Genomic DNA, 22,660 nt, shown 5'->3' on the forward strand with positions numbered 1-22,660 from the left:
TATTTTGCGCCGCAGCATTCTAGCATCGAACAGCCGCGTTGGGCGGCCTTGCGTCAGCCGCCGGGCGGCAGGCGAAGCGCGGATACTGCCGCCGGGTCCTTGTCGGGCATGAAGGGCACATGGCCCAGACAGGCCACGTCGAGATGCCGTTGCAAGGCGTCGAGATTGTCGGCCACGCATGCCATGTCGGGGTCGATCTGGTTGGCCACCCAACCCGCCAGCGTCAGACCGCGCGCCGCAATGGCTTCGGCGGTGAGCAAGGCATGGTTGATGCAACCCAGGCGCATGCCGACCACCAGGATGACCGGCAGGCCCAGCGCCACGGCCAGATCGGCGGTATCGAAACCGTCGGTGAGCGGCACGCGAAAACCGCCCACGCCTTCGACCAGCACCAGGTCGGCCTGCGGCTGCAGTCGGGTGAACGCGGCCAGGATGCGTGCCGGATCGATCGTCACGCCCTCGGCCGCCGCGGCGATATGCGGCGCCACGGCCGTGCGCAGGCAGATCGGGTTGAGGTTGGCCAGGCCCGGATCGACGCTGCCGGCGGCGCGCAGGCGGGCCGCGTCTTCATTGATCCACACCCCGTCGACGCACTCGGCGCCGGCGGCCACCGGCTTCATGCCGATGGCGCTCAAGCCGGCACGGCGCGCCGTGTGGAGCAGGGCGCAGGTGGTGAAGGTCTTGCCGATCTCGGTGTCGGTGCCGGCGATGAAGTAGGCAGAAGGCATCAGGCGCTCCGGGTCAGGGCGAGCAGGATCACGTCGTAGGTGGCGGGCAGCAGGCCGTCGGCCCGGCGGTGGCGCTCATAGGTCTGTTCAAGCGTCCGCCAGGCGGCCTTTCCCAGCGGGGTGCGGCGGCGCCCGCTGCCCACCTGATGGGCGCCGATGGCCTTGATGTCCCGCAGCAGGCGCCGCAGGCTGTCGGCCGTGGCGGCGGTGACGGGCTGCTCGACGGCGCCGATTTGGAAGCCGGCCTGCAGCGCGCACTGGCGCCAAGTGTCGGCGCTGTGGAAGCCGATCACATGCTCGGCGTCGTCGATGCCGCGAAAGGCCTCGCGCAGCTCCCACAAGGTGGCCGGGCCGAGCGTGGCCACCCAGGCGACGCCGCCGGGGCGCAGCACGCGGGCCATCTCGTGCAGCGCGCGCGCCGGGTTGCACCATTGCACGGCCAGGCTCGACCACACGGCGTCGATGCTGCCGTCGGCCAGCGGCAGGGCTTCCAGATCGCCGCACACCGTCAGGGCGTGGCCGGGCGCGGCATGGCGGGTCAGCATGCCGGGGGCGAAATCCAGCGCCAGGGTGAGGCCCGGCGCCAGCCACTCGGTGACGGCCAGGGCGCCGGTGCCGGTGCCGCAGCCGGCGTCGAGCAGCCGCGCCACCTTGGCGGGCGGCGGGTGCCGGCGGGCCAGCGCCAGCAGGTGATCGCAGATTTCGCGTTGCACCACGGCGGCGGCATCGTAGGTGGTCGCTGCGCGGTCGAAGGCCTGTCGAATGCCGCGCTTGTGCGCGTGCGGATCAGTCATCGGCAAAGCCTTGCAGCAAGGTGGCGCAGTCGGCGGCGCGGGTGATGAAGGGGGCGTGGCCGGCGTCGGTGAATTCGGAGTACCGGGCCTGCGGCAAGGCGTCGGCCAGCCAGCGCGCGGCGTCGGCCGGCATCAGCGCATCATGGGCGCCATGCAGCAGGCGCACCGGGCAGTCGATGGCGGTTGCGGCGGCGCGCAGATCGGTGTGTGCCAGGATCGTCAGGCCGTCGGCCAGCCCGGCTGCGGTGTCGAGCGGGGCGAGGGATGCGCCGAGGTGACGCGTGACCTCGCGCCGGCCGGCGTCTCCCAGGGCTTGCAGGGCGATGAAGCGGCGCAGGGTTTTGTCCGGCTCGGCGGCAAAGTCGCGGCGAAAGCTGTCGACCGTGTCGGTGGCGAGCGCGCACGGCCAGTCGGGCTGCTGCACGAAACAGGGGCTGGCGCCGATCAGCGCCAGGCGTGCCACCTTGGCCGGATGGCGCAGCGCCAAGTCCATGGCGACCAGGGTGCCGAGTGACCAGCCGCAAACCAGGGCGCCGTCGGGCAGTGCGGGAGCGAGTGCATCGGTCCAGGCTGCCAGCGTGGGGGCTGCCGGCGCGGGCGCCGTGGCGTCATGGCCGGGCAGGGCAGGTGTGTGGCAAGGCCAGTCGGCATCGAGCTGCGCGCGCAGGGGCTGCCACACCGAGGGGGCGAGGCCCCATCCGTGGAGCAGGACTAGCGGCGGTCGACTCATGGCTGGGCTTCGATCCGGTGAAGAGACTCGGTGAGGCGGGCGATGTCGTCCGCCGTGTGCGCGGCGCTGAGCGAGATGCGCAGCCGCGCGGTGCCGGGCGGGACGGTGGGCGGGCGGATCGCCGGCACCCACAGCCCCGCGTCCCACAGCGCGTTGGCGGCGGCGAGGGCGGCGGCATTATCGCCGATTTTGACTGGCTGGATGGGGGTGGGTGAGGGCATCAACTGCCATCGGTGCAGCGTCAGCGTGTCGTGCAGCTGCTGACGGTGGGCGGTGAGCCGGGCGCGCAGGGCATCGCCGTGTTCGATGAGGTCGATGGCGGTGAGCAGGGCATGCGCCAGCGCCGGCGGCGCGCCGGTGGTGAAGAGGTAGGTGCGCATGGTCTGCATCAGCCATTCGATGACTTCGCCCTGCCCGGCGACGAAGGCACCTGACAGGCCGGCCGCCTTGCCCAGCGTGCCGACCATCAGCAGGCGCCAGTGCGCCAGCCCGGCGGCGGCCAGTGCGCCGCGGCCCTGCGGGCCGAGCACGCCGAAGCCGTGGGCGTCGTCCACCAGCAGCCAGGCGTCGTGCGCTTCGGCCAGCGCGAGCAACTCGGCCAGCGGGGCGATGTCGCCGTCCATGCTGAACACGCCGTCGGTGACGATCAGCTTGCGACGGGCGGTGCTGGCGGCCAGCAGGCGGGCCAGCGCGGCGGTGTCGGCATGCGGGTAGCGGTGATGCTCGGCGCGGCTGAGCAGGGCGCCGTCGACCAGCGAGGCATGGTTGAGGCGGTCGGCGAAGATGGCGTCGCCACGGCCGACCAGCGCCGCGGCCACGCCCATGTTGACCATGTAGCCGGTCGAGAAGAACAGCGTGCGCTCGCAGCCGGTGAACTCGGCCAGCCGCGCTTCGAGGCGTTCGTGCACCGCGTAGTGCCCGCTGACCAGATGCGCGGCGCCTGCGCCGCCGCCCCAGCGCGCGACGCCTTCCTTGAGTGCGGCGGCCAGCGCCGGATGGGCGGCCAGGCCGAGGTAGTCATTGCTGCAGAAGGTGAGCATCTCGCGTCCGTCGACGACGGCATGCGGGCCGCAGGGGGTGTCGAGCGTGCGGCGGCGGCGGATCAGGGCCTTCGCGGCGCGCTCGGCCATTTCGCCGCGCAGGTGATCGAGTAGCGTCATGGTTCAGCTCAGGGCGTGCTGCAGTGCGGCGCTCGCACCATTCACGAGATGGGCGATGTCGGCCGCGTCGACGATGTAGGGCGGCATGAAATAGACGGTCTTGCCCAGCGGGCGCAGCAGCACGCCGTGGTCGAGCCCGGCGGCGAAGAAGCGCTGGGCGAAGTCGGGGCGCGGGGTGTCGACATCGAAGGCCACGATCATGCCGCGTTGGCGTAGGTGGCGCACTGCCGGGTGGCCGCCGAAGGCGGCGCGGACGGCGTCGCCGAGGGCCTGGGCGCGGGCGATGTTGGCACGGAGCACGTCGTCGGCCTCGAAGATGTCGAGCGTCGCCAGCGCCGCGCGGCAGGCCAGCGGGTTGCCAGTGTAGGAGTGCGAGTGCAGGAAGCCGCGGGTGACGTCGGCATCGTAGAAGCAGTCGTAGATGGCGTTGGTGGACAGCACCAGCGACAGCGGCAGGTAGCCGCCGGAAATGCCCTTGGACAGGCACATCAGGTCCGGCCAGATGCCGGCCTGCTCGCAGGCGAAGAAGGTGCCGGTGCGGCCGCAGCCGACGGCGATTTCGTCGGCGATGAGGTGCACCCGGTACTGGTCACACAGCTCGCGCGCCCGGCGCAGGTAGTGCGGGTGGTACATCACCATGCCGCTGGCGCCCTGCACCAGCGGTTCGACGATGAGGGCGGCGATCTCTTCATGATGCTCGGCCAGGTAATGCGCCAGCGCATGGGCGGCGCGCTCGGCGGCGTCTTCTTCGGTCTCGCCGGGTTCGATCTGGCGGGCGTCCGGGCTGGGCACCGTGGTGCCGGCGCGCACCAGCGGGGCGTAGGCATCGCGGAACAGCGCCACGTCGGTGACCGCCAGTGCGCCGACGGTTTCGCCATGGTAGCTGCCGGCCAGGCTGATGAAGCGGTCCTTGCCTGTTTCGCCGAGGTTGCGCCAGGCGTGCATGCTCATCTTGAGGGCGATTTCGGTGGCCGAAGCGCCATCCGAGGCATAGAAGGCGTGGCCGAGCTGGTGGCCGGTGAGCGCCGAGAGACGCTCCGACAGCTCGACTACCGGGGCGTGCGTGAAGCCGGCGAGCATCACATGCTCGAGCGTCTCGAGCTGTTCGCTGATGGCGGCGTTGATGCGCGGGTTGCAGTGGCCGAAGAGATTCACCCACCAGGCGCTGACGCCATCGAGAAAGCGCCGCCCGGTGTCGTCGTACAGCCACACGCCTTCGCCGCGGGTGATCGGCACCAGCGGCAGGGTTTCGTGGCTTTTCATCTGGGTGCACGGATGCCAGACGGCGCGGCGGGATCGATCGAGCAGGCGGGGTGAGGTCATGGCGGCGGGCCGGAAGCTGCGGAATCGTCCAATACTCTGCAATCACCGGGATGCTGTCAAACGCTGCCTGGCGGGGCGCTGCGCCGGGCAAGCCGGGCGGGGCTTTTGCTACCATGAGCGCTTCCCAGGTACGACAGGCCAAACATGCATTTCGTCATCTCCCCCGCCAAATCGCTGGATTACGACACCCCGGCGCCCGCGTGCAAACCCACCCAGCCCGCCTTTCTCGATGCCGCCGAATCGCTGGTCGGCGTGATGCGTGATTTCACGCCCGCTGCGCTGGGCGAGTTGATGCACATCTCGGACAAGCTGGCGGTGCTCAACGTGGCCCGTTTCGCGGAGTGGCATCGCCCCTTCAACGCAAAGAACGCCAAGCCCTGCCTGTTCGCCTTCAATGGCGATGTGTACGACGGGCTCGATGCCGCCACGCTGGACGCCGACGGCGTCGCCTATGCCCAGCAACATCTGCGCATCCTGTCGGGCCTGTACGGCGTGCTGCGGCCGCTGGACCTGATGCAGGCCTACCGCCTGGAGATGGGCACCCGGTTGGCGACCCCGGCCGGGCGCAATCTGTATGACTTCTGGGGCGAGCGGCCGACCGAGGCAATCAATGCGCTGCTGAAGACGTCCGCCGAACCGGTGCTGGTGAACCTGGCCTCGGAGGAGTATTTCAAGGTGATCCGGCCGTCGGCGCTCAAGGGGCGGATCGTCACCCCGGTGTTCGAGGACTGGAAGGGCGGGCGCTACAAGATCATCAGCTTCCATGCCAAGCGGGCGCGCGGGCTGATGGTGCGCTACGCGATCGACCACCGTCTGGACACGGTCGATGGCCTGAAGGCCTTCGACACCGACGGCTATGCCTACGATGCCGAGGCATCGGACGGCGACCGCTGGGTGTTCCGGCGGCGCCAGGACGGCGTGGCCTGAGAACTTGTGAAGAAATCGTAGCGAGCAGGGCCGAGTGCAAGGCCGCATTTGGCAACTACGCGAGCGAACGACGAGACATATCAAATAGATAGGCGAGGAGTGAGCGAGTGAGCAACGCAGCAATCGGCACGCGCAGTAGATTTATTCACAAGTTCTGAGACCCCGGAGGAGAGAGCGCATGGGCGTGCACATCAGCCACGGATTCGACAGCGGCAGCATCGAGGTGCTGAATGCGGACACACCCGGCGCGATCCGCCTGCGCCTGCGGCCGGACAACGCGGCCAGCTTCTGCCAGTGGTTCCACTTCCGGGTGCATGACGCGGCCGGCGTGCCGCTGCGCATGGTGTTCGAGAACGCCGCCGAGGCGGCCTACCCGGACGGCTGGCCCGACTATCGGGCAATGGCCTCCTACGACCGCCGTTTCTGGTTCCGCGTGCCGGGCACGCGCTACGAAGACGGGCAGCTGATCATCGAGCACACGCCCGAGCGCAACAACATCTACTACGCCTACTTCGAGCCGTATTCGCATGAACGGCATCTCGATCTGCTGGGGCGTGCCGAGCTCTCCCCCTTTGCCCAGGTGCGCACACTGGGGGCGACGGTCGAGGGGCGCAGCGTTGATTGCATCGTGGTCGGCCGGCCGTCACCGGAGCGCAAGCCGGTGTGGATCATCGCGCGCCAGCATCCGGGCGAGACCATGGCCGAATGGTTCGTCGAAGGCCTGCTCGAACGTCTGCTCGACGGCGCCGATCCGCTGGCCCGCCGCGTGCGCGAGCATGCCTGCTTCTACATCGTGCCGAGCATGAACCCCGACGGCGCGGTGCGCGGCAACCTGCGCACGAATGCCGCGGGGGCCAATCTCAACCGCGAATGGATGGCGCCGACACAGGCGCGCAGCCCCGAAGTGGCTTGCGTGCGCGAGGCCATGGAACGCACCGGCTGCGAGGTCTTCCTCGACATCCATGGCGACGAGTCGCTGCCCTATGTCTTCGTCGATGGCTCGGAGATGGTGCCGGGGGTGCCGGCGGATACGGCGGACCGGCAAGCGGCCTTCCTGTCGGCCCTGGCCGATGCCAGCCCGGATTTCCAGACCGAGGTCGGCTACACGCCTGACCGCTTCGGCGAGGAGATGCTGACGCTGGCCAGCAAGTGGGTGGCGCACCGGTTCGGCTGCCTGTCGCTGACGCTCGAAATGCCGTTCAAGGACAACCGCCTGCTACCCGATGGCCAGACCGGCTGGAACGGCGCGCGCAGCAAGCACCTCGGTGCGGCCATGCTGCAGCCGCTGCACCAGCATCTGCGGTCGGCCTGAGCCGGCGTGCTCAGGTCCAGGCCGGGTGGCGGTTCATCCAGTTCACCACGCGGGCCATGGCGCGATCGATGCGGCGGTTGATGGCGCCGACGAAGGCCTCGATCACGCGGGCAAGGGCGGCGCTGCGCAATTCGTGGGCCATGGCGATGGTGCGAAGGGCGTCGCGTCTGGGGGCGATCGCGGTCGTGCGTTTGGGGCTGCGTTTCATGCTGTGATTCTCCATTGCGCGTTCTCCGGTCTGCGCCGGATCGGAACGATGGAGACGACTCTACGCCGCGTTGTGCGGCGCAACAAACGATGATTCGTGATGTGACGGATTAGTTTGTCTAAACTGCACGGATGTCTCGTTCCATGCCTCCCCTCCAGTCGCTGCGTGTCTTCGAAGCAGCCGCCCGGCACCTGAGCTTCAAGCAGGCGGCCGAGGAGCTGCATGTCACGCCGGCGGCCGTCAGCCAGCAGATCAAGGCGCTGGAAACCCACTTGGGCATGGTGTTGTTTCATCGGCTGACGCGTGCGCTCGAACTGACCGAAGCCGGCGCGCGCATGTTGCCGCGGGTCAGCGAAGGGCTGGCGCACCTGGCGGCGGCGGTCGAAGCGGTCGGCCCCGCGTCGCCCTCACGGCAACTGACGATCACCGTGCCACCGGCCTTTGCCGGCCGCTGGCTGGTGCACCGCCTGCAAAGCTTCACCGAAGCACATCCCGACGTGGATCTGACCCTCGGCACCGAGGCGAGCACCGTCGACGCGCCCGACGCCGAAGACATCGAGGCCGATCTGTTGCCCTTGCGCAACGGTGGCGCCGATGTGGAGGTCCGTTTCGGCCGCGGCGCCTATCCGGGCATGCGCACCGATCTGGTGATGGAGGTGGCCTATGTGCCGGTGTGCCATCCGGCCCTGCTGAAGGGCGAGCACCCGCTCAGTCAGCCCGCGGATCTGCGCTTTCATACCCTGCTGCATGACGATACCGCCATGGGGCGCTCCGAGCGGGTCAGCTGGCAGGACTGGTTGCGGGCCGCGCGGGTGCGGGGTGTGGACCCCGGCCGTGGGCCGCATTTCTCCAATTCGAGCCTCGCGCTCGAAGCGGCCATGGACGGCCTGGGCGTGGTGCTCGGCCTCGACCCGATGGTGCGCCGGGACATCGACGCAGGCCGGCTGGTGCGCCCCTTCGACGTGGCCATTCCCTCCCGCTACGCCTACTACCTGGTCTCGCCCGAAACCACCGCAGAGCGGCCGGTGATCGCCCAGTTCCGCGAGTGGTTGCTCAATGAGCGCTAACCGGCCCGGCGGCGCTGCCCGACGAAGTGCTGGCTCATCCGTTCGAGCGAGGGGTTGTTGGGCAGCATCACGCCGTTGACCTCGAGGGTCGGCGTGCCCACGCCGCCGCCGTTCCAGCCGCTGGCGCGCAGCTTGGCCCACATGGCGTCGCCGGCGGCGGTGTCGGTGTCGATGAAGACCTCGCGATAGCGCACGCCGAGCGCATCGAACTCGGCGCGTTTGAGATCGCAATAGCCGCAAGTGGTGAGCGAGTACATGACGATGCGGTCGCGTGCCGGGTCGTAGGCGCTCAAGGCCGCCAGCTGAGCCGCGCTGCCGGCCGGCCCGTCGCTGCCGAAGGCGGCCGGGGAACCGTAGCGCATGGCCGCACCGGCCAGATCCTCGGCAAAGAATTTGAACGCCAGACCGGTCGACAGCACCAGCACCATCAGCGCACCGACGGTGGCGCCCCAGCCCGTGGGGTCAGGACGAGGGCCGAAGGTGTTGTCGTCCCGGCTGCCGGGGAAGAAGGTCAGCAGCAGGCTGAACAGCATGCCCACATAAGGGATGGCCGAAATCAACACCCACCAGCCGCGCCAGTCGAAGTCGTGGCAGCGCAACACGCTCAGGCGGATGCCGAAGAAGATGCCAGCCAGCACGCACAGGCCGAGCAGCCACAGGCTTTGCAGCCGAAAACCGGCGATCGCGCCCCATAGCAGCAGCGCCAGCAGCAAGGCGCCGCCGGCCAGGTAGGAGCGGCGACCGATGCGCCCGCCGAAATCGGCGCCGAAGAGGCGGACCGGCTCGGCGTCGAGACGCACGGCATGCTCGCCCGGCTGAATGCGCAAGGACGCATGCTGGGCGGTGGAGATGCCGGCCTTCGCCTCCAGCGCTTCCTGCTCGCGCGCGGCCAGCACGCGCGGCATGTCGCAGCCGCAGGCGAGGCATAACGTGCGGCGCGGCTGGCGGTGGCCGCACTCCGGGCATTCCATGTCGCCGGCCGGTGCATCGTCGGCCGCCACCAGATCGAGCGCGGGCGACGGGGCCGGGCTAGCGGCGACCGGCGGCTCTGCCGGTGTGGCCACGGCTACCGCCACGACCGGCGCCGGGCGCGGGGCCGGAGCCGGGCGGTCGATTTCGACGCGGATACCGACGCCAAGCGCGGCCAGTTTGCGCCGGTAGGCCTGTGCGGCATCGGCATCGAGCCCTTTCTTGATCGTTACCGCTTGGCCGGAAAACAGACGCGGCGCCTGGGCCGGTGACACTTTCAGCAGTGCGACCAGCTTTGCCTTGACGAGCTCTGGATCGTGGCCGGGGAGGATGTCGCCCGAGAAGACAAGCTTGTGGTCGGTCATGATGTGTGCGTTGTGCGTGCCGTGGATGGCGGCCATTCTAAGCCAGAAAGAATGCCCCTCGGCGGACGGCTTGCGTGCCGGCGAACGGGCCGCCGATACGCGGGGCAAATGCGTACAATGCCGGCTGCCCGCCGGGTGAGGAACGATGCCTCGCCCCGACGCATCGCGCGCGGCCGCTCATCGAGTACCGCTCAAGGAGAGCACGGATGGAATCACGCCTGGAGGCGCTGGAATGCAAGCTGATGGCGGCAGAGGATCTGCTCGACGGCCTCAACATGACGCTGTTTCGCCAGCAGGAGGCGATCGAGTTGTTGCAGGCGCAGGTGCTGGACCTCAAACGGCAGCTGCAGACGGTCCAGCCGCGCGGCCCCGGCCGTCCCGAGGACGAGATCCCGCCGCACTATTGAGCGACGCCTTGGCGCAGCGGGGTGCGCAGGCGCTCGAAATCCTTGGGGGCGACATACTGCAGCACCTCCTTGCCCTCGCTGTCGAGAATGAGATCGAGCCCCTTGTCCGGATAAAGCAGATGGGTCTGATGGGTATCGGTGGTGATCTGCTCGGCGGGCTCGCCGAACCGGGCCCGCACCGCGGCTTCGTCGAGATTGACCGACGGAATGAAGACCATGCTGTCGATCGGGCGGCTCATGGCCGCAGCCAGATCGGCCTCGCTGAGGGTCGACTTGCGAGTGGTCGAGGCCATGTACTCGGTCTTCGCGGCCCGTGCGCGCATGCCGTCGAGCTCTTCGGCAGTGGTGGCGACGGTGAGCACCAGCTTGCCGGTCACGAAGCCGAGCTGGGCGCTGCCGAGGTAGGCCTCCAGCGCCCCGGCCTCGCCCGGCGCGGTGACGATGGCGATTGTCAGGTCGGGACCGAAGCGTTCGCGGGCCTGTGCCAGCGTGCTTTGCCCGAGGGTGAGGCCGAAGACGCGGCTGTGGCCGGCGGCATCGACCTCGATCTGCCAGGGCAGGTTGGCCTGGCGCTCGGCGATATCGTCGGTCGACGGCATGAAGGCCAGGGGCGCCAGAATGGCCAGCAGAACGAGAGACAGGATGGCGACGATCAGCTTCATGCGCGGTTTCCGGCGGAGGTTCACGGCGGAGGATTGTCTCCCGTGCGGCGGGCCGGTGCAATGCGCGGTGGGCCCGGCAAGGAGGGGAGACGCGGATTGTTCGTACCCGGGGGCTATGCCAGAATCGCCGTTTCCGATCATCCCGTGCGGCGCATGGAATCGCAGCTGGTGAGCCAATGACGCAGACCAAGAAAAGCAGCGCCAGACAGGATGCGCCACGGAAAGCGCGCAGCGCCTGGGCTTTGTGGCTGGTGGCGCTGGTCCTCGTAGGCGCGGCCGTGGTGTGGTTCCAGGGATGGCGTTCGGACAACGGCGACGTCATGACCCTGGCGCCGCTGGCGGCATTGATGTTTTCGCTGGTGGTCGGCGGGGCGGTGCTGACCCAGCGCATGCGGGATCGTGAGCGCGCGACGACGACGCGCACCGGCAAGCCACGTCACCGGCGTGCCGACAGCGAGGCGCCGACGATTCACTCCGCACCGACCGAGTTCGACCCGAGCGCATTGACGGACGCGGAGTTGTCGGACTTCGATCTGGAGGCGGTCCCGGCGGCCTCCCGCATCTGGAGCCTGAGCCTGCTCGAAAGCCTGGAGTGGCAGCGTTTCGAGGCACTCTGCGTGGCCTACTACACGCAAAAATCGATCTCGCATCGCGCGCTCCCCGTGCCCAATGGCGGCGGGCGCGACATCACGCTGTACCAGGACGCAACCGATATCGAACAGGCGACCGGCCTGGTGCATGTCCGCAGCCGTGGCGTGGCGGAGCTCGGCGTGGCGCCGATTCGCGAGTTGATCGGCGCCATGACTCACGAGCGGATCGCGCGCGGCTTCTTCATGACCAACGGCCGCCTGAGTGCGTCGGCCCGTCAGCTGGGGCGCGAGCATGAGCTGGTGCTGGTCGACGGCCGGCTGCTGCTGGCCATGATCGAGCGCCTGCCCGAAGCGGCGCGCGACAAGCTGCACGCGATCGCCACCGAAGGCCGATACACCACGCCGACTTGCCCCGTCTGCGCCGAGAAGATGGTGCCGGCGACCGGCTCGCACGGCGACTACTGGGGCTGCCGCAACTATCCGACCTGCACCGCCATGCTGCCCAGGCTGCCGGCGCTCGGCTGACACGGCCCGGCGCCGGCAGGCGCGTTTGAGTGCAGATTTGCCATACTGAGGATCCGGAACCTGAACGGAGCGCAAGCATGGCCGATATCCGACGCATGATGAACCCCTGGTTGTTGCTGCTGTGCGGCGTGTTGACGGCGCCGCTCGGTCGCGCCGAAACGGTGCGGGTCGATGCCTCGGTGGGCCCCCTGGCGGTGAGCACGGTGGCCTCCGGACTCCAGACCCCGTGGGCGCTGGCCTTTCTCCCCGATGGCCGCATGCTGGTCAGCGAACGCCCGGGCCGCCTGCGGATCGTGCAAGCCGACGGCTCGTTGTCCGAGCCGGTGGCCGGCGTGCCGCGGGTGCATGCCGAAGGGCAGGCCGGATTGCTGGATGTGGCGCTCGGCCCGAGCTTTGCGGCCGACCGCATGATCTATTTCGCCTTTGCCCAGCCGACCTCGCGCGGCGCGCGCACGGCGGTGGCGCGGGCGCGTCTCGATCTTGCGGCCACGCCGCCGCGGCTCGACGCGGTGCAGGTGATCTTCGCGCAGCGCGACGATCCGCGCGGCGGGCATCATTTCGGCGCGCGGCTGGCCTTCGATGCGGCGCAGAACCTGTTTGTCACGCTGGGCGAGCGCTACCACTACCGGGACTATGCGCAGCAACTCGACAGCCACCTGGGCAAGATCGTGCGCATTCGCCCCGACGGCAGCGTGCCGGCCGACAATCCCTTCGTCGGTCGTGCCGACGCCCTGCCGGAGATCTGGTCCTACGGCCACCGCAACGTGCAGGGCGCGGCGATCCATCCGGAGACCGGGGCCTTGTGGACCCATGAGCACGGCCCGCAGGGCGGGGACGAGATCAACATCCCGAAAGCCGGCGCCAACCATGGCTGGCCGGAGATCACCTACGGGCGCGAATACGTCACCGGCCTGCGCATCGGCGAAGGCACCGAGCGGGCCGATGTGGCGCCGCCGGTGCTGCAATGGACGCCGTCGATCGCGCCTTCCGGCATGGCCTTCTACACCGGCGACCGCTTCCCGGCCTGGCGCGGCAACCTGTTCGTCGGCTCCTTGAAATTCGGCATGCTGGTACGGGTGGCGCTCGACGGCGACAAGGTGGTGGGGCAGGAGCGCCTGCTCACCGAGATCGGCCACCGCATTCGCGATGTGCGCCAGGGGCCGGACGGCGCGCTGTATGTGCTGGACGAGACCGCGGGGCGCATCCTGCGCATCGTCCCGGCGAACTGACGGCGCCGCATCGCGCCAGCGAACCTGCCGTGAACGCGCCTTAGTGCGCCTCGCCGCTGGCCGGCGGGGTGGAGCGGGCGATTTCCTCGATGGTCGTGGTGCCGGCGGCGACCTGACGGGCGCCGGCCAGGCGCAGCGGCGTCATGTGTTCGCGCACCGCCTGGGCGCGCAGGCGCGCCAAGTCCATCTCGGGGGTGATGTGCTGGCGCAGCGTGGGCGACAGCGTCATCAGCTCGTACAGGCCGACCCGGCCGTGATAGCCGGTCATGCGGCATTCCAGGCAGCCGACCGGGCCGTTGGCGGTGGTCGGTAGCGTGGACTTCCAGGGCGCCACCAGCTCGTTCCAGTCGGCCTCGTCGATCGCCTGCGGCTTGCGACAGTGCGGACACAGGGTGCGCACCAGGCGCTGGGCGAGCACGCCGAGCAGGGTCGAGCGGATGAGGTAGGGCGGCACGCCGAGGTCGAGCAGGCGGGTGATCGCCGAGGGGGCGTCGTTGGTGTGCAGGGTGGACAGCACGAGGTGGCCGGTGAGCGCTGCCTGGATGGCCATCTCGGCGGTTTCGAGGTCGCGGATCTCGCCGACCATGATCACGTCCGGATCCTGGCGCAGCAGGGTGCGCACGCCGCTGGCGAAATCGAGCCCGATGTTGTGCTGCACCTGCATCTGGTTGAGGTGCGGATAGACCATCTCGATCGGATCTTCGATGGTGCACACGTTCACCTCGGGCGTGGCCAGCTCCTTGAGCGTGGAATACAGCGTGGTGGTCTTGCCCGAGCCGGTCGGGCCGGTCACTAGGATGATGCCGTTCGGCTGGGAGAACATGTCGCGCCAGCGCAGTGTTTCACTTTGGCTGAAGCCCAGGTCGTTGAAGGACTTGAGCAGCACGTCGGGGTTGAAGATGCGTAGCACCAGCTTTTCGCCAAAGGCGGTCGGCATGGTGGACAGGCGCAGCTCGATCTCCTCGCCGTTGCCCGATTGCGTCTTGATCCGCCCATCCTGCGGGCGGCGCTTCTCGACCACGTCCATGCGGCCCATCAGCTTGATGCGGTTGGTGATCGCCGCGGCCACTGGCACCGGCGTCTGGTACACCAGGTGCATCACGCCGTCGATGCGGAAGCGCACGTTGCACACCTCGCGCCGCGGCTCGATGTGGATGTCGCTGGCGCGTTGCTCGAAGGCGTATTGCAGCAGCCAATCGACGATATGGATGACCGCCTGGTCGTTGGCATCGAGCGACTTGTTGGAGCCCAGCTTCACCAGCTGCTCGAAGTTGCCGATGCCGCTCTGCGCGCCCTCGTGCTGCGCCACCGCATGCTTGAGCGAGCGTGCCAGGCTGTAGAACTCGGCCAGGTAGCGCACGATGTCGGTGGGGTTGGCGAGCACCCGGTGGATGCGGATCTTGAGCGCCTGTTCGAGCACCGACAGCCACTCGCTCTCGTAGGGTTCAGCGGTGGCGATGGTCACGTCGTTGTCGCGGATCGCTACCGGCAGGATGCGAAAGCGCGTGGCGTAGGCATGCGAGACCAGGTTGCACACCGAGGAGACATCGATCTTCAGCGGATCAATGTGGAAGTAGGGCAGGCCGGCATCGCCCGCCAGCCATTCGGTCAGCGTCTCGACGCTCAGGGTGTCATGCGGTGCGCAGGCGCGGGTCAGCCGCCGTTCGCCCACCAGCGCCAGCGGATGCTGCTCGTTGCGCCCGCGCATGCGCAGCGCGGTGAGGGTTTCGTCATGGTCATGGCGGCTGATTTGGCCGGCTTCGAGCAGGCGGGCGAGCAGGGCGTCGGTGGTCAGGCGGCTGGCGGTTCGTGTCATGTCATCAGGCTATCCGAAGCGCCAGTTGGCGGCAATCGGCATGTGCGGCTTGAGACGGTGCCGAGCGCCCCCATCTGCTTCGTGTTTGAATAACGCTTTTGGCAAAGGACGCCCGATGAAAGCCGCACTGCTCCTGCTCGCATCCGTGTTGTGGATGGCGCCCGCGCTGGCCGAGGACATCGGCAGCGTGAACACCGAGTGGAAGCTCACCGGATCGCACAAGCTGGTGGTCGAAGCCTTCGACGACCCCAAGGTCGAGGGCGTGGCCTGCTATGTGGCCAAGCCCGAGCGCGGCGGCATTGCCGGCGCCTTCGGCGTGGCCGAGGAGCTGTCGGATGTGTCGATCGCTTGCCGGCAGGTCGGGCCGATCCGCTTCCGCGAGCCGCTGCCCAAGCAGGAAGACGCCTTCAGCGAGCGCCGTTCGATCATCTTCAAGGTGTTGCATGTGGTGCGCATCGTCGACGTGCGCCGCAACACGCTGGTGTATCTGACCTATACCGACAAGGTGATCACCGGCAGCCCGCAGAACTCGGTGACGGCCGTGACGGTCGATCGCAGCACCCCGATTCCGCTTGAAAAATGAGTCCGGCCACCCGGCCTGGACACCCGTATGGAAAACACCCGCCGATGAGCACCCATCACCCCCTCTACGACACCCGCTACGGCGGTGCCACGCAGCCCGTGCCCGAACTCACCACCGCGCTGATCGACCAGCTGCTGACCCATCGCTCGGTGCGCGCGTTCCGCCCCGATCCGGTCAGCGATGCCCAGTTGAGCGCCATGATCGCTGCCGCGCAGTCGGCCGCCAGTTCGTCCAACCTGCAGGTGTGGAGCGTGGTGGCGGTGCGCGACCAGGGCCTGCGCGACCAACTGGCCGAGTTCGCCGGCAACCAGGCGCATGTGCGCCAGGCGCCGCTGCAGCTGGTGTGGCTGGCCGATCTGTCGCGCCTGGAGCGCATCGCCGAGGCCGAGGGCCGGCCGAGTGCAGCGCTGGACTATCTCGAGATGTTCCTGGTCGGCGTGGTCGACGCGGCGCTGGCCGCGCAGAACGCAGTGGCGGCGGCCGAGTCGATGGGCTTGTCGACGGTCTATATCGGCGGCATGCGCAACCGGCCCGAGGACGTGGCGCGGGTGCTGAAACTGCCGCCCAAGACCTTTGCCGTGTTCGGCATGTGCGTGGGCCATGAAGACGCGGCCCGCCCGGCCAGCGTGAAGCCGCGCCTGCCGCAGTCGGCGGTGCTGCATCACGAGCACTATTCCACCGATCAGAGCGTCGCGGTGGCCGAGTACAACGCCGCCATGGCGCGCTTTTACGAAGCGCAGCAGATGGATGTGAAGGGCACCTGGGCGATCCATTCGGCCAAGCGTGTGGCCGGGCCGGAAACGCTGTCCGGCCGCGACCGTCTGGTCGAGGCGCTGAAGGCACGCGGTTTCGCGCTCAAATAGCGGCCAGCGGCTGGCCGGCGTGGGCGCTGGCCCACTGCACGAACTGCTCGGCCGGCATCGGGTGGGCGTAGAGATAGCCTTGCACCTCGTCGCAGCCGAGTGCTTTGAGCGCCTCGTGTTGATGGGGATGTTCGACGCCTTCGGCGGTGGTGCCCAGACCCAGCCCGACGGCCATCTGGATGATGGCACGCACGATGCTTGCGTCGTCGGCGCCCGCGCCGATGTCGGCCATGAAGGCGCGGTCGATTTTCAGCCGGTCGACCGGCAGGCGGCGCAGGTAGGCAAGGCAGGAGTAGCCGGTGCCGAAATCGTCCACCGCCAGCCGGATACCCATCGCCTTGAGCCGGTTGAGCTGGTCGATGAGCGCATCGGTGTCGCCCATCAGCGTCGACTCGGTGATTTCCAGCTCCAGCCAGCGGCCGTCGAGCCCGGAGTTCGATAGCGCCGCGGCGACGCTGGCTTCGAGCGAGCCATGGCGCAGCTGCAGCGGCGAGAGGTTGACCGACACCATCAAGGGCCCCAGCCCGCGCTCAGCCCAGCCGGCCGCTTCCTGGCAAGCTTTGCCCAGCACCCAGTCGCCGATGGCGACGATATGCCCGCTCAGTTCGGCCACCGGGATGAAGCGATTGGGCGGCACATTGCCCAGCGTGGGATGCTGCCAGCGCAACAGGGCTTCGGCGCCGATCAGCTTGCCGCTGGCCAGCGCGATGATCGGCTGGTAATGCAGCGAGAACTCGCCGCGCGTCAGTGCCGGGCGCAGACCGTTGCGAAGCGTCAGGTCGTTCAGCGCCTCGTCGCCGGTGTCGAGGAGATGGCTGCGGAAGGTGTTGCGCCCGGCCTCCTTGGCCTGGTACATGGCGGCGTCGGCCTTGCGCAGCAGGGCATTGAAATCGTCGCCGTCGTCCGGATAGACGGCGATGCCGATCGACACCGAGGTGACCAGTTCGCCGCTGTCGGTCTGGTAGGGCGCGCTGATCCGCTCGATGATGCGCTCGGCGACCTGGCTGGCGACCTCCGTCTCGGACAGCTCGTCGAGCAGGACGATGAATTCGTCGCCGCCGAGCCGGCTCACCAGATCCTTTTCGCCTACGCAGTGGCGCAGGCGCTGGGCCAGCGACCGGAGCAACTCGTCGCCGACGGTGTGGCCGAGCGAATCGTTGACCAGTTTGAGGTTGTCGACATCGACGAACAGCAGGGCCACCCGGTGCGATGCCTGGCGCGCCCAGGCAATGACCTGGCTGCAACGCTCTTCGAGCAGCATCCGGTTCGGCAGTTCGGTGAGTGCGTCATGGGTGGCCAGGAAGCGGATGCGGTCCTGCGTGTCGTGGCGTTCCGACAGATCCGAGAAAATGCCCACATGCTGGATGACCTCGCCAGCACTGTCGCGAATGGCCGAGATCACCAGCCACTCGGGGTAGATGTCGCCGTTCTTGCGGCGGTTCCAGATCTCGCCCTGCCAGTGGCCCTTGTTCAGCACATCGGCCCACAGGCGCTGGTAGAAGGCCTTGTCGTGGCGCCCGGAGGACAACAGCGAGGGCCGCTTGCCGATGCACTCGTCCGGCCGATAGCCGGTGGTCCGCGTAAAGGCCGGGTTGACGGTCTGGATGCGGTTGTCCGCATCGGTGATGAGGATGCCTTCCTGGCTGGTTTGAAACAGCCTTGCCGCCAGGCGCAGCTCGGTGTCCCGAGCCTGTCGCTCGAGGACGATGCCGATCAGGTGGGCACCGATCTCCAGCAGCTTGCGGTGGAAGGCGCTCGGCGCCCGATGCTCGAAGCTGGACAGCGCCAGGGAGCCGACTACCTTGCCGGCAGCGCCGAAGATCGGCATCGACCAGCAGGCGCGGACATCGAAATCGTCGGCCAGGCTGCGCAGATCGGCCCAGCGCGGGTCCGTCCGGGTGTTGCTGACATACACCGGTTCGGCGCGAAACACCGCGTTGCCGCAGGAGCCCGCGCCCGGGCCCGGACGCAGGTTGTGCAAGCGGTCACACGCTTCGCGGGGAATGCTCGGCGCGGCGAGAACCTGCAGCGCGTCGGCATCGGCATTCAGGACCAGGACGCTGGCGACGGCATTGGGCACCAACTGCTCTTTGAGCCGACACAGTTGCTCGATGGTTTCCTGGGTGGCATCACCGCGGGCGATGGCGCCCAATAGTGCCTGCTGGAAATCAAGGATCTCGCCTTGTTCCTCGCGTGACAAAGCGGCGTCGTCGTCAGCAAGTTGGGGCGGTCTGCGGTCCATGCGCCTCCTGAGGCGAATCCGCTATCTCACAGGCGGCACGTGGCCTGCGATCGACAAGAACGGAAATTGCAGCATTGTCCCGGCTCAGGACGGACTATGCTTTGATCTGGGGCAGATTCAGGGGCTTTTCCGGTGCAACCAGGCGCTGCGCGTGCGGTGTTACTTCGCGCGGGGTGTTATCCGGCGACCGTCTGCCCCGTCCACATGGCCTGCAAGCCGTCGCGATGGTGTGCCAGGTGGGCGACGTCCACCGCCAGCACCGGGCCGCTGAGCGTGTGGCCGGAGAGTTTGGCGGGCAGCACGACTTCCGGATCCGACAGCAGAATCTCGACAGCCGCTTGATCGGCCTTGAGCCGTGTCTTGCGGTGCGTTTCATTGACCAGAACACCACCGTTGGTGAGGTTCAGTTGCGCGCCCAGCGAGGCGATGGCGCCGTTGCTGATCTGGCCGCGCACGGTGCATGGGACCAGCCGGTAGTCGTTGACCAGCTTGAGCGCCTGGCGCCGCAGATAGCTGCGCAGGGCGACCGGATCGGTCGGCGCCTTGGCCGCCGCCAGCCGGCACAACTGCTGAACCTCATGGTCGGTCAGATGCGGGGCGACAGAGGCGAGCAGCGCGCCGTCGATGACTTGAACGCCGCAGAGCTCCGCCTCCAGCTGGTGACGGTGCGCCTGCAGGTGAATCCCCGCCTTGGCCAGCTGTTTCGCACTGACCGTCGGCATGCCTTTGAACACGGTGTCGCCGAGAATGCCTGCCAATTGCTGGCGTAGGGCGTCGCAGTCCAGCCCGGCGAGTGCGTCCGGAACAACCAGTTCGAACTCGAAATGCACTGTCAGGCGGGCGTTGGATCGCGTCATGATGGCAGTCGGGACCAGTGGGTGTCCGAGAGTCAACGGAAGCCGCGCGACGAACTTTATGCCCGGCATGACACCCAGTGGACTTTCCGTTCCCGCCGGCGCACATGGCCCTGAAAGCCGGTGGTCGTCGTGACATGCCAAAGAAATAAGCTGAAAAACGCTGGAATCCTTACCCCGCGGGAATTGTGACGCACAGTCACTGACCACGGATTGCAGTTGACCTTTCCGAACGCTTGTTACAAATTCCCATCTTTCATTTTTTCTGCGGTCGCGTCGGCAGCCGATTCGAGCCCGACGATTGATCGGGACGGCGGCGCGTCGCACTCCCGCGCCAACCCCGACGACCGGACAGGTGGGGCACCTTGAGACACCATCTCGCCAGAGATACCGCGCGACTGCATCCCTACTGGTGCGAGTTGAGCCATGGCCGCATCGTCGATGCCAGCGATGAGTTCGTCCGCATCCACGGGGCGCACGACGATGTCGAGTCGTTGTGGCAACAGGCGCCGGCGCTGGCCCGGGTCGTGGAAGCGGTCTGCCAGAGCGGTGTGCCGGGCCGGATCGATCAGCTGGCGGTCGGCCCGGCGCTGGTGGCGCTCAATGGTGTGCTGGTGTTGCCGGGCGCGGAGCGTCAGCTTTTCATTGCCGGCACGCCGACTGTCGAACACGCCAGTCTGGCCCAGCGGCTCGAGCTGTCCCGCTGGCGCAGCGACTTTGCCGATCTGGTATCGGCGCCGCTGCCGCAACGCCAGCGCATCGAAGATTGTCTGGCACTGCTGGTCGAATACAGCGGCGGCGCCCGGGCCGCGGTGGTGGAGCGGGGCGCTGGCGGCGTGCGCGTCGTACACAGCGCCAGTGCCGACACCTGCGCCGTCGACGCGCCGCTCGACAGCGAGCCCCTCTGGTCGCTGATCGATGCGCCGGCAGCGGCGTCTGCCACCCGCGTGGTGCAGCTCGACGAGGCCGTCTCGGCGATGGTCCATCCGCTGGGGCTGGAGGCCGACGCGCAGATTCAACGGATGCTGCTGCTCAGCCCCTTCGACGCACGTCGTCAGGCCGCCATCCAGGTGATGGTGAGCACGGTCGGCAACTGGATCGGCAACATCCTGCGTGCCGCCGACGCCGTACGTGCCGCACAGCAGCGCGATCGCCTGTATGCCGAAGTGGTGCGGGCGATGTCTGACGCCGTGCTGGTGGTGGACGACAACTACACGGTGCTGCAGAGCAATGCGGCCGCCGCCGATCTGGTGGGCGCCCCGGCCGACACGATCGTCGGTAGCGATGTGCGCCACCTGATCCAGGTCGCCGGCAACAACGGCGAGATGGACTGGGTCACGCTGGCGGCGCCGGGCGATACGGTGCGCATCGATCCGGTCGCCTGTGCGCTGCCGCACAGCGGCGGCGTGGCCATGATCAAGGGCTCCTGCGCGCGCGTAGGCACCGCGGCGGACACCGGAGCGGCGAGCGGCACGGTGGTGATGGTGCTGCGGGATGTGAGCTACGAAATCGAAACCATGCGGCGTGCCGAATGGGAGGCCGCCCATGACGCGCTCACCGGCTTGCACAACCGCCAGGGATTCGAGCGGCGGATGGCGCAGGTCGACGGTGCCGGCCAGCTCATCTGCGTCGATCTCGACCGCTTCAAGCTGATCAACGACACCTGCGGCCATGCGGCCGGCGACCAGGTGCTGCGTGCCGTGGCCACCATCATCCGCCGGCATATCCGGCGCATGGATGTGCCGGCGCGGATCGGCGGGGACGAGTTCTTCATCGCCTTGCCGCAGTGCCCCGAGGCGATCGCGATGCGCATTGCCGAGTCGATCCGTGTCGACGTCGAGCGCTATGCCTATCGCGACGAGCGCGGCGAGACCTACCATGTGAGTTGCTCGATCGGCGTGTGCGCCTATCTCGATCACGACTCCTTGCAGCGCGCACGGGCCGATGCCGATGCGGCCATGTACAGCGCCAAGCGCAGCGGCAAGAACCGCGTGGTGGCCTTCGAGCGCAGCCCGCACGCCATGGCCCGATCGAGCGATGTGCATTGGGCGCACCGGATCGAGCGGGCCATCGACGAGGACCGCATCGAGCTGTGGCGCCAGCCGATCATCGATCTGCAGAACGGCCGGGCCAAGGGATTCGAGGTGCTGGTGCGCATGCGCGACCACGATGGCGCCTTGGTGTCGCCGGGCGAGTTCATCCCACCGGCGGAGCGCTTCGACCTCATCGCTGCGCTCGATCGCCACATCATCGCGCGCATCGCCCGGCATTTTTCCAAGGTGATCGACGGCGGGCGCTATGTGTCGATCAATCTTTCCGGCCGCTCGGCCTCCGACCCCGGGCTGGCCGAGTGGATCACCGAGTGCTTCGAGCGCGCCGACGTGCATCCGCACCAGGTGTGCATCGAGCTGACCGAAACCGCCGCCGCGGTGGATCGCACCGATGTGCTGAATCTGATGCAGGCCTTGCGCAGTGCCGGGTTCTGCATCGCGTTGGACGATCTGGGCAGCGGCGTGGCGAGCTTTGCCACCTTGCGCGATCTGCCGGTCGATATCGTCAAGCTCGACGGTGGCTATGTGCGCGGCGTGGCGCAGGATGCGCGCGCGCAGAAGATCGTCCAGGCGGTGATTCAGGTGGCGCGCAGCCATGGCATCGAAACCGTGGCCGAGTGGATCGAGGACGAGGCGACGCTGTCATGGGTCAGCCAGGCAGGGATCACGCGGGGCCAGGGCTTCTATCTGGGGGCGCCGGAGCGGGTCGCGATGGACGCTGCGGCGAGAACCCCGGTCCGCGTGGCCGCCCCCTCGGGCTGAGCCGGCCGGCGGACGATCAGTCGGTGGAGTTGCCGCGCGCGGCCTGGGCGCGTGCCTTGGCGGCGATGTAGTCGCCGTGCGAGACATGCAGCAGATCGGCGAGCTTGCGCATCAGGTGGTTTTCATGGGCGCAGATTTGGCCGTCGGCCAGCGCGATTGACCACAGGCATTCGACCACCCGGACCTTCTGTGCCGCGTCCAGATCCTGATTGAGCCGTGATGTGAAGGGGTGGTAGCCCGGTGCCTCGCGCGCTTCGGTCTGGGCCTCGTCCAGCAGGCGGTCCACCGCCTCGGTGTCGAGATGAAAATCGTTGGCCAGCAGGCGGCGGATGCTGTCGGTTTCGGCCGGCGAGACGTCGCTGTCGGCGCGCATCATTTCGACCAGCAGCGCGGCGGTCGCCAGTTGCAGGGAGACGGCTTCGTCCTGCGCATCGGTGTCGGGCGCAGTGAGTGTGTTCAGAAACGATCGCAGGGACGGGATCATCGCGGAATC

21 protein-coding genes are annotated in these 22,660 nt (G+C 68.2%); 9 read left to right on the forward strand and 12 right to left on the reverse strand.

Annotation, left to right across the window (positions count from 1 at the left end; translation table 11 throughout):
* Positions 1-53: 53 nt before the first annotated feature.
* Genes bioD through bioA form a run of 5 tightly spaced genes read right to left on the reverse strand, consistent with a single transcriptional unit; the run spans position 54 to position 4,735 of the window.
* Positions 54-728, reverse strand: a complete 675-nt coding sequence (bioD, locus tag I8J34_RS03230) for a dethiobiotin synthase (protein ID WP_214359936.1) — start codon at positions 726-728, stop codon at positions 54-56.
* Positions 728-1,522 carry a malonyl-ACP O-methyltransferase BioC gene (gene bioC / locus I8J34_RS03235; RefSeq protein ID WP_214359937.1) on the reverse strand — a complete coding sequence of 265 codons (795 nt, stop codon included), beginning with the start codon at positions 1,520-1,522 and terminating at the stop codon, positions 728-730. The genes bioD and bioC overlap by 1 nt, the downstream gene beginning before the upstream one ends.
* Positions 1,515-2,252, reverse strand: coding sequence for an alpha/beta fold hydrolase (locus I8J34_RS03240; protein ID WP_214359938.1), 738 nt, complete (start codon positions 2,250-2,252; stop codon positions 1,515-1,517). Before I8J34_RS03240 ends, bioC begins: the two co-directional genes overlap by 8 nt.
* A complete protein-coding gene (bioF, locus tag I8J34_RS03245) occupies positions 2,249-3,412 on the reverse strand; it encodes an 8-amino-7-oxononanoate synthase (protein ID WP_214359939.1) in 1,164 nt (387 codons plus the stop codon). The genes I8J34_RS03240 and bioF overlap by 4 nt, the downstream gene beginning before the upstream one ends.
* A 3-nt stretch (positions 3,413-3,415) precedes the next feature.
* Complete coding sequence (bioA, locus tag I8J34_RS03250) at positions 3,416-4,735, reverse strand: adenosylmethionine--8-amino-7-oxononanoate transaminase (RefSeq protein ID WP_214359940.1); 1,320 nt, start codon at positions 4,733-4,735, stop codon at positions 3,416-3,418.
* Positions 4,736-4,879: 144 nt separating this feature from the next.
* On the opposite strand from bioA, the gene yaaA reads away from it, so the two are divergent.
* Both yaaA and I8J34_RS03260 read left to right on the forward strand, forming a co-directional pair.
* Positions 4,880-5,662 carry a peroxide stress protein YaaA gene (gene yaaA, locus I8J34_RS03255; RefSeq protein WP_214359941.1) on the forward strand — a complete coding sequence of 261 codons (783 nt, stop codon included), beginning with the start codon at positions 4,880-4,882 and terminating at the stop codon, positions 5,660-5,662.
* A gap of 184 nt (positions 5,663-5,846) precedes the next feature.
* The gene (locus tag I8J34_RS03260) at positions 5,847-6,974 is read left to right on the forward strand and encodes a M14 family metallopeptidase (protein WP_214360136.1); all 1,128 of its coding nucleotides are present in this window, start codon (positions 5,847-5,849) and stop codon (positions 6,972-6,974) included.
* Positions 6,975-6,984: 10 nt separating this feature from the next.
* Here I8J34_RS03260 and I8J34_RS03265 read toward each other — a convergent pair whose 3' ends face one another.
* Positions 6,985-7,182, reverse strand: coding sequence for a hypothetical protein (locus I8J34_RS03265; RefSeq protein WP_214359942.1), 198 nt, complete (start codon positions 7,180-7,182; stop codon positions 6,985-6,987).
* 143 nt (positions 7,183-7,325) lie between these two features.
* Here I8J34_RS03265 and gcvA point away from each other — a divergent pair, with 143 nt between their 5' ends.
* Positions 7,326-8,249: a transcriptional regulator GcvA gene (gene gcvA, locus I8J34_RS03270; RefSeq protein WP_230411689.1), complete on the forward strand. Its 924-nt coding sequence runs from the start codon at positions 7,326-7,328 to the stop codon at positions 8,247-8,249.
* Here gcvA and I8J34_RS03275 read toward each other — a convergent pair.
* Complete coding sequence (locus tag I8J34_RS03275; RefSeq protein ID WP_214359944.1) at positions 8,246-9,583, reverse strand: DUF805 domain-containing protein; 1,338 nt, start codon at positions 9,581-9,583, stop codon at positions 8,246-8,248. The two genes, gcvA and I8J34_RS03275, sit on opposite strands and share 4 nt — an antisense overlap.
* 206 nt (positions 9,584-9,789) lie before the next feature.
* Here I8J34_RS03275 and I8J34_RS03280 point away from each other — a divergent pair, with 206 nt between their 5' ends.
* Positions 9,790-9,990 (forward strand): SlyX family protein, encoded by a 201-nt coding sequence (locus I8J34_RS03280; protein ID WP_214359945.1) that lies wholly within the window; start codon positions 9,790-9,792, stop codon positions 9,988-9,990.
* Here I8J34_RS03280 and I8J34_RS03285 read toward each other — a convergent pair.
* Positions 9,984-10,652 (reverse strand): hypothetical protein, encoded by a 669-nt coding sequence (locus I8J34_RS03285; RefSeq protein ID WP_214359946.1) that lies wholly within the window; start codon positions 10,650-10,652, stop codon positions 9,984-9,986. The two genes, I8J34_RS03280 and I8J34_RS03285, sit on opposite strands and share 7 nt — an antisense overlap.
* Positions 10,653-10,828: 176 nt before the next feature.
* Between I8J34_RS03285 and I8J34_RS03290 the strand changes: the two genes are divergently transcribed.
* Together I8J34_RS03290 and I8J34_RS03295 are read left to right on the forward strand one after the other, a co-directional pair.
* Positions 10,829-11,767 carry a restriction endonuclease gene (locus I8J34_RS03290; protein WP_214360137.1) on the forward strand — a complete coding sequence of 313 codons (939 nt, stop codon included), beginning with the start codon at positions 10,829-10,831 and terminating at the stop codon, positions 11,765-11,767.
* A 77-nt stretch (positions 11,768-11,844) separates the two neighbouring features.
* The gene (locus I8J34_RS03295; protein WP_230411690.1) at positions 11,845-12,996 is read left to right on the forward strand and encodes a PQQ-dependent sugar dehydrogenase; all 1,152 of its coding nucleotides are present in this window, start codon (positions 11,845-11,847) and stop codon (positions 12,994-12,996) included.
* 40 nt (positions 12,997-13,036) lie between these two features.
* On the opposite strand, the gene tfpB is transcribed toward I8J34_RS03295, so the two are convergent.
* Positions 13,037-14,812 carry a type IV pilus assembly ATPase TfpB gene (tfpB, locus tag I8J34_RS03300; protein ID WP_214359947.1) on the reverse strand — a complete coding sequence of 592 codons (1,776 nt, stop codon included), beginning with the start codon at positions 14,810-14,812 and terminating at the stop codon, positions 13,037-13,039.
* Between the two features lie 115 nt (positions 14,813-14,927).
* Between tfpB and I8J34_RS03305 the strand changes: the two genes are divergently transcribed.
* Positions 14,928-15,395 (forward strand): CreA family protein, encoded by a 468-nt coding sequence (locus I8J34_RS03305; RefSeq protein ID WP_214359948.1) that lies wholly within the window; start codon positions 14,928-14,930, stop codon positions 15,393-15,395.
* 44 nt (positions 15,396-15,439) lie between these two features.
* The gene (locus I8J34_RS03310; protein ID WP_214359949.1) at positions 15,440-16,258 is read left to right on the forward strand and encodes a nitroreductase family protein; all 819 of its coding nucleotides are present in this window, start codon (positions 15,440-15,442) and stop codon (positions 16,256-16,258) included.
* Here the strand turns inward: I8J34_RS03310 and I8J34_RS03315 are convergent.
* Both I8J34_RS03315 and I8J34_RS03320 read right to left on the reverse strand, forming a co-directional pair.
* Positions 16,251-18,500, reverse strand: coding sequence for a bifunctional diguanylate cyclase/phosphodiesterase (locus I8J34_RS03315; RefSeq protein ID WP_214359950.1), 2,250 nt, complete (start codon positions 18,498-18,500; stop codon positions 16,251-16,253). The genes I8J34_RS03310 and I8J34_RS03315 overlap by 8 nt on opposite strands.
* A 176-nt stretch (positions 18,501-18,676) precedes the next feature.
* Positions 18,677-19,357 (reverse strand): hypothetical protein, encoded by a 681-nt coding sequence (locus tag I8J34_RS03320; protein ID WP_214359951.1) that lies wholly within the window; start codon positions 19,355-19,357, stop codon positions 18,677-18,679.
* Positions 19,358-19,719: 362 nt separating this feature from the next.
* Here I8J34_RS03320 and I8J34_RS03325 point away from each other — a divergent pair, with 362 nt between their 5' ends.
* Positions 19,720-22,167 (forward strand): putative bifunctional diguanylate cyclase/phosphodiesterase, encoded by a 2,448-nt coding sequence (locus I8J34_RS03325; RefSeq protein WP_214359952.1) that lies wholly within the window; start codon positions 19,720-19,722, stop codon positions 22,165-22,167.
* 16 nt (positions 22,168-22,183) lie between these two features.
* Here the strand turns inward: I8J34_RS03325 and I8J34_RS03330 are convergent, their stop codons facing one another.
* Positions 22,184-22,651, reverse strand: a complete 468-nt coding sequence (locus I8J34_RS03330) for a tellurite resistance TerB family protein (RefSeq protein WP_214359953.1) — start codon at positions 22,649-22,651, stop codon at positions 22,184-22,186.
* Positions 22,652-22,660: the final 9 nt, after the last annotated feature.

Source organism: Denitromonas iodatirespirans (assembly GCF_018524365.1).
Taxonomy (GTDB): Bacteria; Pseudomonadota; Gammaproteobacteria; order Burkholderiales; family Rhodocyclaceae; genus Nitrogeniibacter; species Nitrogeniibacter iodatirespirans.

Coding starts and splice junctions, on each gene's coding strand:
- bioD (WP_214359936.1), bottom strand. CDS start 728: ATGCCTTCTGCCTACTTCATCGCCGGCACCGACACCGAGATCGGCAAG.
- bioC (WP_214359937.1), bottom strand. CDS start 1,522: ATGACTGATCCGCACGCGCACAAGCGCGGCATTCGACAGGCCTTCGAC.
- I8J34_RS03240 (WP_214359938.1), bottom strand. CDS start 2,252: ATGAGTCGACCGCCGCTAGTCCTGCTCCACGGATGGGGCCTCGCCCCC.
- bioF (WP_214359939.1), bottom strand. CDS start 3,412: ATGACGCTACTCGATCACCTGCGCGGCGAAATGGCCGAGCGCGCCGCG.
- bioA (WP_214359940.1), bottom strand. CDS start 4,735: ATGACCTCACCCCGCCTGCTCGATCGATCCCGCCGCGCCGTCTGGCAT.
- yaaA (WP_214359941.1), top strand. CDS start 4,880: ATGCATTTCGTCATCTCCCCCGCCAAATCGCTGGATTACGACACCCCG.
- I8J34_RS03265 (WP_214359942.1), bottom strand. CDS start 7,182: ATGAAACGCAGCCCCAAACGCACGACCGCGATCGCCCCCAGACGCGAC.
- gcvA (WP_230411689.1), top strand. CDS start 7,326: ATGCCTCCCCTCCAGTCGCTGCGTGTCTTCGAAGCAGCCGCCCGGCAC.
- I8J34_RS03275 (WP_214359944.1), bottom strand. CDS start 9,583: ATGACCGACCACAAGCTTGTCTTCTCGGGCGACATCCTCCCCGGCCAC.
- I8J34_RS03280 (WP_214359945.1), top strand. CDS start 9,790: ATGGAATCACGCCTGGAGGCGCTGGAATGCAAGCTGATGGCGGCAGAG.
- I8J34_RS03285 (WP_214359946.1), bottom strand. CDS start 10,652: ATGAAGCTGATCGTCGCCATCCTGTCTCTCGTTCTGCTGGCCATTCTG.
- I8J34_RS03290 (WP_214360137.1), top strand. CDS start 10,829: ATGACGCAGACCAAGAAAAGCAGCGCCAGACAGGATGCGCCACGGAAA.
- I8J34_RS03295 (WP_230411690.1), top strand. CDS start 11,845: ATGGCCGATATCCGACGCATGATGAACCCCTGGTTGTTGCTGCTGTGC.
- tfpB (WP_214359947.1), bottom strand. CDS start 14,812: ATGACACGAACCGCCAGCCGCCTGACCACCGACGCCCTGCTCGCCCGC.
- I8J34_RS03305 (WP_214359948.1), top strand. CDS start 14,928: ATGAAAGCCGCACTGCTCCTGCTCGCATCCGTGTTGTGGATGGCGCCC.
- I8J34_RS03310 (WP_214359949.1), top strand. CDS start 15,440: ATGAGCACCCATCACCCCCTCTACGACACCCGCTACGGCGGTGCCACG.
- I8J34_RS03315 (WP_214359950.1), bottom strand. CDS start 18,500: ATGGACCGCAGACCGCCCCAACTTGCTGACGACGACGCCGCTTTGTCA.
- I8J34_RS03320 (WP_214359951.1), bottom strand. CDS start 19,357: ATGACGCGATCCAACGCCCGCCTGACAGTGCATTTCGAGTTCGAACTG.
- I8J34_RS03330 (WP_214359953.1), bottom strand. CDS start 22,651: ATGATCCCGTCCCTGCGATCGTTTCTGAACACACTCACTGCGCCCGAC.